At 33.6% G+C, this 12,332-nt stretch carries 8 protein-coding genes; 3 read left to right on the forward strand and 5 right to left on the reverse strand.

Annotated elements, in window-relative coordinates; genetic code table 11:
* Positions 1-3: 3 nt before the first annotated feature.
* The 4 genes from AAYQ19_RS05945 to AAYQ19_RS05960 all read right to left on the reverse strand — a co-directional run bounded on the left by AAYQ19_RS05945 (position 4) and on the right by AAYQ19_RS05960 (position 7,365).
* On the reverse strand, positions 4-3,372 hold the full coding sequence (locus AAYQ19_RS05945; protein ID WP_343534903.1) for a SusC/RagA family TonB-linked outer membrane protein: 3,369 nt from the start codon (positions 3,370-3,372) through the stop codon (positions 4-6).
* 690 nt (positions 3,373-4,062) lie between these two features.
* A complete protein-coding gene (locus AAYQ19_RS05950) occupies positions 4,063-5,268 on the reverse strand; it encodes a porin (protein WP_343534905.1) in 1,206 nt (401 codons plus the stop codon).
* A 713-nt stretch (positions 5,269-5,981) separates the two neighbouring features.
* Positions 5,982-6,674, reverse strand: coding sequence for an SIMPL domain-containing protein (locus AAYQ19_RS05955; RefSeq protein ID WP_343534907.1), 693 nt, complete (start codon positions 6,672-6,674; stop codon positions 5,982-5,984).
* A gap of 52 nt (positions 6,675-6,726) precedes the next feature.
* Positions 6,727-7,365, reverse strand: coding sequence for a rhomboid family intramembrane serine protease (locus AAYQ19_RS05960; protein ID WP_343534909.1), 639 nt, complete (start codon positions 7,363-7,365; stop codon positions 6,727-6,729).
* A 99-nt stretch (positions 7,366-7,464) separates the two neighbouring features.
* On the opposite strand from AAYQ19_RS05960, the gene AAYQ19_RS05965 reads away from it, so the two are divergent.
* Positions 7,465-8,340, forward strand: a complete 876-nt coding sequence (locus AAYQ19_RS05965) for a lysophospholipid acyltransferase family protein (protein ID WP_343534911.1) — start codon at positions 7,465-7,467, stop codon at positions 8,338-8,340.
* A 227-nt stretch (positions 8,341-8,567) separates the two neighbouring features.
* Positions 8,568-10,055 (forward strand): glycosyl hydrolase, encoded by a 1,488-nt coding sequence (locus AAYQ19_RS05970; protein ID WP_343534913.1) that lies wholly within the window; start codon positions 8,568-8,570, stop codon positions 10,053-10,055.
* Between the two features lie 69 nt (positions 10,056-10,124).
* On the opposite strand, the gene glmM is transcribed toward AAYQ19_RS05970, so the two are convergent.
* On the reverse strand, positions 10,125-11,513 hold the full coding sequence (gene glmM / locus AAYQ19_RS05975) for a phosphoglucosamine mutase (protein WP_343534915.1): 1,389 nt from the start codon (positions 11,511-11,513) through the stop codon (positions 10,125-10,127).
* Between the two features lie 205 nt (positions 11,514-11,718).
* Here glmM and AAYQ19_RS05980 point away from each other — a divergent pair, with 205 nt between their 5' ends.
* The gene (locus AAYQ19_RS05980) at positions 11,719-12,303 is read left to right on the forward strand and encodes an acyl carrier protein phosphodiesterase (protein ID WP_343534917.1); all 585 of its coding nucleotides are present in this window, start codon (positions 11,719-11,721) and stop codon (positions 12,301-12,303) included.
* Positions 12,304-12,332: the final 29 nt, after the last annotated feature.

A 12,332-nucleotide genomic window follows, 5' to 3' on the forward strand; every position in this document is an offset into this window, starting at 1 on the left:
ATTTTAAAGTTGGAAATTAAAACCTAAATTAAACTGTCTTGTAGCCAATCCTCCTGTTTCTGGATCTCCAAAATATTTCCATTCTTTAGAAGCAGACCATGTTGCAGCATTTTGTACTGAAGCATAAATCTTTATATTCTTAATGTGTGCACGATCTAGAAGATCTCTTGGAAGCGTATAAGCTATAGAAATGTTGTCTAAACGAACAAAACTACGGTCATATAATCTTCCTGGTGCAACTGGAGTTCCTGCTGGCCCTTTAGCATCAAGACGCGCCCATTGATTTGTTGGGTTGTCAAGTGTCCAATACGGATTTACATATGGATTGAAGTTGAATTTATACAAACTGGCATCATTGAAAGTGTTCATATAAATTGAACTAAGTGATTTTCCTCCTGCATAAGAATACATACTGATACCTAAATCCCAATTTTTGTAGATCTTGAAATCATTACGCATCGACCATTGAACCGGAGGATTTGAATTTCCTAAAAACTGTTTATCTTTTTCATTATAAACCGCTTTTTTGTAAGCAACACCATCTGCATCTACTGCATCGATATCATCTGCTGTATAGCTGTTTTGAACTTTTGGATCTCCAGGGCGTTGTCCATATCTTTGAGCTTCTTTCCACTCATCTTTTTGCCAAATTCCAGTTACTTTATAATCCCAAATTTGAGAAATCGGTCTTCCGATAAACCATCCATTAGCTGAATCATCACCTTCTTTTTTCCCAATAACATTACCATTTGCATCTTTAATATCTACCATGTTGCCATATAATGAAATGATTTTATTTTCGTTATAAGACACTCCTAATGAAGTACGCCATTCAAAGTTTGGTTTTTTAATATTCAGTGTGCTAATGCTCAATTCAAAACCTTTATTTTGCACCTCTCCAAGGTTGGTTGCAATTGATGAAAATCCAGTGAAACCAGGTAATGATTGGCTCATAATCATATCATGAGTAGATGCTTTGTAAAAATCTAAAGTAGCAGTGATGCGATCATGCAAGAAACCTAAGTCAAGACCAATATTATTTGATGTCGTTTTTTCCCATTCCAAATTAGGATTTGCCATACGATCAAGCGCTAAATACTTAAGCTCAAGTGCTTTTCCTGATGGATCTAAATACCCCATCGTTCCAGTATTTACTAAGTTTGCTAAAGAAATGTACGGATCAGCAAGTGATCTGTTTCCGTTTTTACCCCAAGACAAACGTAATTTACCAGTACTCATAGCATCCCATGTAAACCAGTTTTCATTTTTAAAGGTCCAAGCCACCCCAAAAGAAGGGAAAACTGCATAAGGGTTTGAAGCTCCAAATGCCGAATATCCATCACGACGTACAGTTGCTGTCAACATATAACGGTTATCATATGAGTAGAAAAGTCTTCCCATTAATGCATCTGCAGTTTCATGTGAGTCATAAGATCTAATTGCACTGTTTGCCATTGTTGCTGTGTTCACAAGATGGAAACCTAAAGCATCTGAAGGCTGAATGTTATAAGCATCCATTCCATCTGACCAATAACGACGTTCTTCAGCTTCCTGAACAAAAGTTGCAACGATATGATGTTTTTCTGCAATTGTATAATCCCAAGCTAATGTATTATTCAAGTTGTAATCAAATCTTATAGCACTATTTCTATTTGCTCCTGTAGTAGCTGCAGGCCAGTTTGGATTCTGCGTTGATCTGAAATAACGATCGTGGAAAAATTGATAACGAGGAGCAATGTTAAATGAATACGTAATTCCCAAAGGCAATGTTACCTTTGTATTGAAAATCGCATTTAACGTTGTATATCCTGTCTCTTTTTCAATAAATTGACGCTCGTAGTAGTAATTATAATTCTGCCCAGAAACGTTTTTACCCATTGGTTGTCTTTCATAATTACCATTTGCATCTATAAAAGTTCCGAATGGACTGGTTCTCATCATATTATTATCACCAGCATTTGTGCCTAAAGACGGCGTAACATCTCCATCTGTTCGATCTTGAAAATTAACGTTTGCTCCAAAGTCAAGCCAATCCGTAATTTTAGCATCAACTTTCATATTAGAACGAGCTGATTTGTAATCATTACCCACAATAGCTCCTTCTGAAGTTAAATACCCAAAAGACATGTAATAGTTAACCTTGTCGCCTGCTCCTGAAATACTTAAATTATTGTCATGATTAATCCCTGTTCTAAAAGAACTGTCGCTCCAATCATGCGTTTTGTCCGCTAAGAAATTCGCCATTAACGAAGGATCAAAATTCAATCCTAAACGTGTTCCCCATACTTCTTTACTGCTTTTTCCTACTGTTTGAGAAGCTGGCTGATACGCTAACCATTGTGCTTCGGTAATACCCCATTTTGCTAAATCATTTGGATTTGAAAAATAGCCCGGTTTGCCATTAGCAACTGTTCCCGCTATCCAAGCTTCGTATTGCTTAGTAGTAGGGTTTACACCGTAAGTTTGAGCAGTTTCCCAATCTTCACGATATTTTAAGTATCCTTCTGGAGAATACACACCGCGATAAGCGCTCTTGTTGCTAATTGTTGTGTTTGTAGTAAAACTAACAATTGGCTTACCCGTTTTTCCTTTTTTAGTAGAAATAAGAATAACCCCTGCAGCCGCTCTCGATCCATAAACAGACGCTGCCGAAGCATCTTTTAAAATATCAAGCTGTTGAATATCATCAGGATTGATTTCTGATAGCTCACCATAAAACTGCATTCCGTCTAAAATGATAAGCGGTGAATTATGACTTCCTCCTGTATAAACAGAAGTCTGTCCTCGAATTTGGATACTTCCTCCTCCTTTTGCAGAAGGGTCGTAACCTACTCGCACACCAGGCGTACCTCTTAATACATCTTGAACTGTCTGCGGATTTTGATTTGCCAATCTATCAGGTGTTACCTGAACAATTGCTCCCGTTAAGTCCTTTTTCTTCATTTTACCATAACCCACTACTACAACTTCTTCTAATGAGGTAGTAGCTTTTTTCATTTTTACAGTAATTGAAGCTTCTCCTTTTACGGCAACCTCTGCTGTGACATAGCCTAAATAAGACACAACGATAACTGCATTGTCGTTATCAACCTTTAAAGTAAACTTTCCATCAAAATCTGTTGAAGTACCATTTTTACTCCCTTTTTCTAAAACCGAAACTCCCGGCATCGGCATACCGCTTTCGTCAATAACTATTCCCTTGATGCTTTTTTGTGGAACCACATCGCGAGACTCAGTTGAATTCTTTGCACTAACGGCGTAACCTTGAACTTGAGATAAAGAAAACAATACACAAAGCATCAACATTTTCTTTTTCAAATTAAATCCAGATACACCACTAGGACTTTTTTTAATCCTAATAAAATTTGTCATTTTTGGTTAGTAATTTGTTGGTTAATTAATTAGTTAGTTTGAAAAAATCATTGCATCGACAACACAATCGATAAAATGATTTTACAAAGGCAAATTTGATTAATTAATGGTTTTCACAGGGAGCAATAAAATCCGATTTTGGGTATACTAAAGTCTCGGATCCATATTTTACAAGTGTTTTGTAACCAAAAAATGACATTATTCTAAAATATGATGGAAAAAATTATGGAAGCAATAATTATGATTTTTGAAATTTGAATTTTTGAATTTCTGTTTCTCAAATAATTAATTAGTGATTTATTGTATTATTTTGATATAAAATAAGAATGCATTTTTTATCTATCACAAATTTTTGGTTTCGAATTCCGTATCCATTTAGTTGAAGAAAAAAGAAAGAGAAACATGAAGAGAAAAGAGAAGAAAACAAACAAATTGACGACACTATCTTCTTGACTTTTAAAAATAAAGATAGTTTTACCTCTGAAAGACCTATTGATTCTATTCGTTCAAAAATATTAGGTCAAATTTACAAATCAACATTTAGGCAAACTCAATAATAAATAAACCCTGTAAATTATACTATTTACAGGGTTAAATGTTGATGTGCTTAATTTACTTCAATTAAACACAATATTAAATTTTTAATTTCAAAAAGAGTTACTTTCTGCAACTATAGATTTTGTTTTTATGCTATAAAACGTTTAATGGAGCTATAAAACCAGCTGCCAAAAGCCCTGTCGTGTAGTCCTGCACACCAAAAGTAGACTCTGCATAATTGGTATAATTGTATTTTCTTGCCGTATAAGCCAAGTAGAATTTTAAATTCATATCCTTGAAAGGCATATATTGCACAGTCGGAATCAAACCATAACTGGTTGATAATTTTGAAGGAGCATTTGGATCTGGATTGTCTTTCCAGCCGTGATTACTGTTCATTACTGTTAAAAGCAAATTTATTTTTGGTGTCACCAAATATTCAGCTCTAACCCAGTTTTCAAGATATATTGCTTTTTGTGCCGCGTAAGGATATTGACTGCTAATAATGCTTGATACAATACCTAAGCGATCCAAGCCTTCATTTCGATATTGAAAATCATAGTAGATAACTAATTTATCATTTGGCTTAAATTTATTTCCCAGCGCTATATAATTCATGTGCGCACCTTGAGCTTCATTAAAAAAACTGTAACTGTAGGTTGTTTCAAATTTACCATCAAAAAACTTACCTCTCCAGTTTGCTACTGCAGCCAAAGGAAATTCAGAAGGATTGATATTTGGCGGTGCACTTGCTCCATATTGTTCTTCATAAGTTTTGGTTCTAGAATTCAGAACTTGAACAGTAAAAGAGTGATTACCGTTTTCCAAAGTATGCGATATTCCGGCTCCAACCAAAAAGTTGTCTGCATATTCAATTACATCATTATAGGTCAAAATATCAATTGGGTTAAAGTCGAATTCATATCCCCCCCAATCAGCGCACAACTTACCCAAAGTAAAATTAGTACGTGGGGATAAATCAATTCTAAGAAAAGCCAAATCAACTGCCCTGCTTATATTATCAAGATTACCTGGTACTGGCTCTCTTGTATATCTGTTACGGAATCTGAAATACACTTTGTCATGAATTTTCCCTTTAATCTCAAATCGGAGTTGATCTACATTAAAATGTGATATGTCATGGTTTCCATCTGTAAAATAACTATTGTAAGCCATTCTACTGTTAAAGATAACGTCAACATTTTTAAGAAGCGATTGTTTTGAAACTGGAAGTAAAGGAGTAATCGAATCTAAGTTAACGGTATTACCTTCATTGGTCTGCTTCTTCATTGGGTTTGCTTGTCCAATCGCTGCAATTGGAAAAAAAGCAATTATTACATAAATATAGTATTTTTTCATGCTGAGGGTTTTTAAGTAATAAAAAATTTTGCTGTATTTATTTGTTACTAAGATTGTATGTGAGGGTAGTATTCAGTTAATATCAATAGGTATAACTAAATAAGTGCGATAGTTGCAACATCTGTAAAAATCTGCAATACATATTCGAGTTGCCAAAATGATAATCACTTCTTGGCTCTAAATCTATTTATTGTAAAATGTGAGGGTGACGAATAATAAAAATAAAAGTATCTTTTTTCCTTCCATATTATTATAGATTTGATTAAACATTATTTCACCAGTGCTTAACTATTATAATTTGGGACTTCAAAAAACAGGTAAGTCAATATTTCTAACCGTACTGAAGCATTTATTTTTTTTGAAATATTCTAAATATTAATTTCTTAAGTTCAAAATTAATTGCAATACAAATATACTATTTTTTCTATTAATTTTTTCTAAATAAAAAACACATTGTATTGATTTTTAAACACTTAAGAAATATTATCAAATCTTAATATGACGTTGCTTAAATTTATTGGCAAGAAGCCTATAGTACAAGTAACAATAAATGAAAAAACCGTAGTAAATGTAAATTTTAATTAAAATAACTCGCTCAACAGGAATAGCTAAATAGGTTTCATTTTATAAAATGAAACCTATTTACAAAACAAAAAAATCCAAATCCCAGTTTCCCGGAATTTGGATTTTTAAATATTGGATTCTAAAAAAATCTAGTCTAAAACAAAACTTACACTTACATTAGCTGTAATTTCGATTTCTCCGATTGCTAAAGTTTCATTTGAAGCTCCCATTGAATCTGCAGATTCTTTCATTCGCATTGCAGCATACATCGGTTGCGGACGATAAATTTGTGAATTATCTGTAATTGTAAAAGCTTTTCCAACTTTTTGACCTAATACAGAAACATAATCATCTGCTTTTGCTTTAGCATCTTTCATTGCTAACTTTCTAGCTTCGATTTGCAATTGTGCTTCTTTAGAAGATTCAAAAGTTACTTTATCAATTCTGTTGATTCCTTGTTGCACCAAACCTTCCATTAGCTCATCATATTTAGATAAATCTCTTACAATGATTTCTACAGTTTGCGTAGCATTATAACTCGTTTTCTTTTTCTCATAATCGTACTGAGGATTCAAGGCAACTTGTTTTGTTTTGAAATCTGCTGTTGGGATATTCATCTTTTTGATGAATTTTAAAACAGCATCCATTTTTTCGTCATTTTGTTTTTTGACGTCCTTAGCATTATTCCCTTTTGTTTCCACCGTAGCTGAAACACAAACTTGATCAGGTGCTACTTTTACTTTTCCTTCCCCGTTAACATTGATAAGAGGTATTTGTTTGATTTCTTGGCCGTAAGACATAGTCATAAACATGATTGTTAAAAATAATACTAGTTTTTTCATTTTTGTTATATTTTAAATTATTGATAAGGGCATTCCAAAAGTTGTGCCAACCTTACAATTTTCCCAATTTTGCCATTCCAAAAAGTATAATAATTGGAATTGCCAATAAAACAACCATTAAAGTATTATCCGAAAACAAACTCGGCATTTTTATTAAAGTGATCAAATAACCGCCTATAGCACCTCCAAAGTGTGCTGTATGCCCAATATTGTCATTTTTGGCTTTCATTCCGTAGATTGAATACAATAAATATAAAATTCCAAAAAGATATGCCGGCATCGGAATTACAAAGAATATTCCTAATGTCATGCCTGGATATAATAAAATAGCCGAATACAAAATTCCCGTCACAGCGCCAGATGCACCAACTGCACGATAACTATAATCATTTTTATGAAATAGCATCGTAAGCAGGTTTCCAAAAATCAAACTTCCAAAATAAATCATCGCAAAAGAAATAACTCCAAGACTATCTGTCACCACTGGAGCAAAAATCCAAAGTGTATACATATTAAGAACTAAATGCATAATGTCAACATGCAAAAATCCAGATGAGAGCATTCTTATTTGTTCTCCTGAACGAATACTTCCAATATGAAATTCGTATTTTCTGAAAAAGGCATAATCATTAAAACCTTTATAGCTTATAAGAACATTAGCAACTATAATTCCAATTAAAATGGTATTCATAAAAAATATTTATTGTGAATGGTAAATATAGTCATTCCGCCTTAAACCAAAATATCGGCATCTAATCATTTTTACTTTATATTTGTAAAAAAAAATTACATGCAATTTCTTGTCTATATATTAGCCTATCCATTGCTTTGGCTTATCTCTATACTTCCATTTCGCTTATTTTACTTGTTTTCAGATTTCGTCTATTTTCTGGTATATCACGTTATTGGCTATCGTCGAAAAGTAGTTCGCGAGAACCTGGCTTTGGCTTTGCCTCATTTAAATGATCAAGAAAGAAAGGTTATTGAGAAAAAATTCTACAGTCATATGTGTGATATGTTTTTGGAAATGATCAAAACCATGAGTATTTCGCCAGAAGAAATGGAAAGAAGATTTCAGGTGACTAATCTTGATTTGGTTTTGGATTATGCTAAAAGAGGAAAAAGCGTAATTTTAGTAACTTCTCACTATGCTAGTTATGAATGGCTAATGACAATCAACCTGAAAATTGGTTTTCAAGGAGTTGCTGTTTACAAAAAATTAGCAAATCCATATTTTGACAAACTAGTCCGAAAAATTCGTTCGAAATATAAAACTGAAATGATCGAAACCAGAAAAGCAATTCCAACAATGGCGCAAAATCAGCGTAACGGAACTTTAAGCATGTACGGTTTGGCAAGTGATCAATCTCCCAAATTAGACCGTATTTTTCATTCGATGAAATTTATGGGCGTTGAAGTTCCCGTACACACAGGAGCCGAAATGTTGGCAAAAAAATATAATTTGAGCGTCATATTTGCAGACGTTCAGAAAACGGGAAGAGGCTATTATGAGACAACTTTTGTTCCGATTGCTGACAACCCAAAAGATTATCCTGATTTTAAAATCACAGAAATGTATTTAAAAGAGGTTGAAAGACAAATTCTTGAAAAACCTGAATATTATTTATGGACACACAAACGATGGAAACATCGAGTTCAATCCTAAATTTCAATAAAAATTTTAAAGTCCAAAAAGAAGAAATACTTTTTGGACTTTTTTATTTATTGAAAGTTGAGCAAAACACAAAAACTAGATTTTAAGGCATCGAAATAGATTTTTGATGTGTTTTTGTAATGATTTTTCTTGGATTCAAACAAATGCATATTTAGACAAACAATATACATTTGAAGCTGACTAAAAACGATCCAAAAACCACTACAAAATTAATATCCATGATCAAAAAATTACTTTTTACCTTTTTAATCATTTGTTTTTCGAAATCTGTTTTCGCACAAAAAAGTCCTAAACGAGGTATTGCCTACGGACAAAATAGTACCGCTGATTTAATGGCTCTAAAACCGGGAATTTCATGGTGGTACAATTGGGGAAGGGTTCCAGAAAATGATACAAATGCAAATTATGCCTCTATTGGTATAGAATACGTGCCAATGGCTTGGGGAAAATTAAGCGACAGTGAAGTACAAACTTTTATTGACAATATAAAACCAGGTGCAAAATACTTGCTTGCATTTAATGAGCCCAATTTTACTGATGGTGCTCGTTTAACGCCTCAAGAAGCTGTTAATGCATGGGCAAACGTAGAAAAAATTGCTGCAGCAAAAAACCTAGAAATTGTGAGTGCGTCTCCTGCATACAATGGTCCAAACAATTATGGAGGATACAGCGATCCGGTTGCTTGGCACAATCAATTTTTCCTTTTATGTCCAGATTGCAAAGTTGATTATATCGCGTTCCATACTTATGACGCCACGGCAAGTTCAGTAGTTGGAGTTACAGGGAATCTGAAAACATTTAACCGCCCGATTTGGGTTACCGAATTCGCAAACCGAGTGATTCAAAGCGAAGCTGATAAAATCACTTTTATGCGAAATGTAGTGAGCAGTTTTGAAAATGATCCTGACATCTATAGATATTCTTGGTTTACAGGCCGTGTTCCTCAAGATTGGACTGATATGCAAGAAGGACAATTATTAAGCCCGACGAGTGGTGTTTTAAAACCAATTGGTACGGCATATATCAACGAAAGTTATACCACAAAAAAAATGGACGTTCCGGGAAAAGTCCCTGCAAACAAACATTACCGAAGAAAAGGAACCGGACTACAGGCTTCAGGTGACGTTGGTGGCGGAGAACATGTATCGTCTATTCAAGTGGGCGACTGGAACGAATTTCTATTAAATGTTGCAGATGCTGGAACTTACAATATAACCTTTAGAGTAGCTGCACCTGTCAATAATGGAAAATTCGATATTCTTGTAAATGAAGCTGTCGTAAAAACAGATGAAACTTTTCCTGCAACAGGCGACTGGCAAACTTTTACCAATAAAGATGTAAATGGAGTTTATTTGCCAAAAGGCGAAGTTTATATGAAAATCAAATTCAAATCGGATGGAATGAATTTCAATTATATGAATTTTTCATTGGCGAATCTTGGTGTAAACGATCCTATTGCTGAAAAAGATTTCTTTACGATTTACCCGAATCCAGTTAAAAATCAATCTACGCTTCATATCAAATCGACTACTACAGAATCATTGACTTTAAAAATAATTGATATGAACGGAAAAGTATGTTTCGAATCTAAAGATTACTTTACGAATGAAGACATTAAAATTGGCGAAAAACTTGCTACGGGAGTTTATATCGTAAATGCTTCTTACGGAAATATTCAAAAATCAGTTAAAATCATCAAAAACTAAATAAAATTAACCCAAAAAAAGCCTCTCTTGAAATTTCAAAAGAGGCTTTTTTGTATTAAAATTGACAGCTTACAATCCTGCAATTACTTTTATTTCATCAATAATTCGAAGCGCTAATTTATCAGCTGCTTCTTGCGAAGCTGATTCAGTATAAATACGAATAATTGGCTCAGTGTTAGATTTTCTTAAATGAACCCATTCTTCGGCAAAATCAATTTTCACGCCATCAATTGTCGAAATATCTTCGTTTTTATACTTCTCTGTCATTTGAGTCAAAATTGCATCAACATCAATTTGTGGCGTCAATTCAATTTTGTTTTTACTCATGTAATATTCTGGATAAGAAGCTCTCAATGCAGAAACTGGCATTTTTTTATTTGCTAAATGCGTTAAAAACAAAGCAACTCCAACCAAACTATCTCTTCCATAATGCAATTCTGGGTAGATAATTCCACCGTTTCCTTCTCCACCAATAACGGCATTATTTTTCTTCATTAATTCAACTACATTCACCTCTCCTACTGCGCTTGCCTCATAACTTCCACCGTGCGCTTTAGTAACATCACGCAAAGCACGAGAAGATGACATATTCGAAACCGTGTTTCCTGGAGTTTTGCTCAAAACATAATCTGCGCAAGCAACTAAAGTATATTCTTCACCAAACATTTCACCATCTTCGCTAATAAAAGCTAGACGATCCACATCTGGGTCAACCACAATTCCAAAATCAGCTTTTTCTTTTACAACCAATTCTGAAATATCAGTTAAATGTTCTTTTAAAGGTTCTGGATTGTGAGGAAAATGTCCGTTTGGCTCGCAGTACAATTCTATTACTTCAACGCCCATTAATTTTAGAAGTTTCGGAATAATAATTCCGCCTGAAGAATTCACACCATCAACAACCACTTTAAACTTAGCTTCTTTAACCGCTTCAGCATCAACTAAAGGCAGATTTAAAACTTCATCGATGTGAATATCCATATAAGCGTCATTTGAAATAATTTCGCCTAAACTATCTACATCAGAAAAATCAAAAGCCTCTGCTTCTGCAATTTCAAGAATTTTTGCACCATCGGCACCACTTAAAAATTCGCCTTTTTCATTCAATAATTTTAAGGCATTCCATTGTTTTGGATTGTGAGAAGCCGTTAAAATTATTCCACCATCAGCCTTTTCAAGAGGAACAGCAACTTCTACAGTTGGCGTTGTTGAAAGCCCAAGATCAATTACATCGATTCCTAATCCAATTAAAGTATTTACTACTAGATTATGAATCATTGGCCCAGAAATTCTAGCATCACGGCCAATTACAACAGTTAATTTTTCTTTTGAGGTATTATTTTTTAGAAATGTTCCGTATGCCGATGCAAATTTCACAGCATCAACAGGAGTCAAGTTATCACCAACTTTCCCTCCAATTGTTCCGCGAATTCCGGATATCGATTTTATTAAAGTCATTTTTGCGAGTTAAGGTTATTTTTTACAAATATAAAAAAGTTACTAAGCTTCTGAGGCACTAAGTTGCTAAGATTTTTAAATAACCCTAAAATAACGTGCATTCGCATTTCTTAAATTTTATAACAAATTGATTTAAAAAAGTTTTTATACATTTACTAAATAACTTAGTTTCTAAGCAACTTAGAACCTTAGCATCTTAAAAAAAATGAATTTCCTTGCCCATATATATCTTTCAGGTGATAATGATTTAATAAAAATTGGCAATTTTATGGCCGATGGAATCCGTGGAAAGCAATTTGAAATTTTTCCCGAAGATGTCCAAAAAGGAATTCTTTTGCATCGCTTTATAGACACTTATACCGATTCGCATGATATTTTCAGGCAAAGCACAAAGCGTTTGCACGAAAAATACCATCATTATGCGGGTGTGATTGTTGATATTGTTTACGATCATTTTTTAGCCAAAAACTGGACAAAATATTCTGATGAAAATCTGGAAAGCTTTATCAATAGATTCTATAAATCTTTAGGCGATAATTATTCCATTTTAACTGAAAAAACACAAGGTTTGATGCCGTATATGATTGAACGAAATTGGCTCTTAAGTTATAGGACTGTCGAAGGAATCCATCAAATACTGACACAAATGGACCGCAGATCTAAAAACGTTTCCAAAATGCAATACGCAAGCGAAGAACTAAAAGAATTTTATAACGAATTTGAAGAAGAATTCACTTTGTTTTTTGAAGATCTTCGTTTAAATGCACATCAAAAATTAATCTCACTATAAAACCAAACCGTTTTAATACGACACTCCAA

Origin of the sequence: Flavobacterium mesophilum, assembly GCF_039581405.1 — a bacterium.
Classification (GTDB): domain Bacteria; phylum Bacteroidota; class Bacteroidia; order Flavobacteriales; family Flavobacteriaceae; genus Flavobacterium.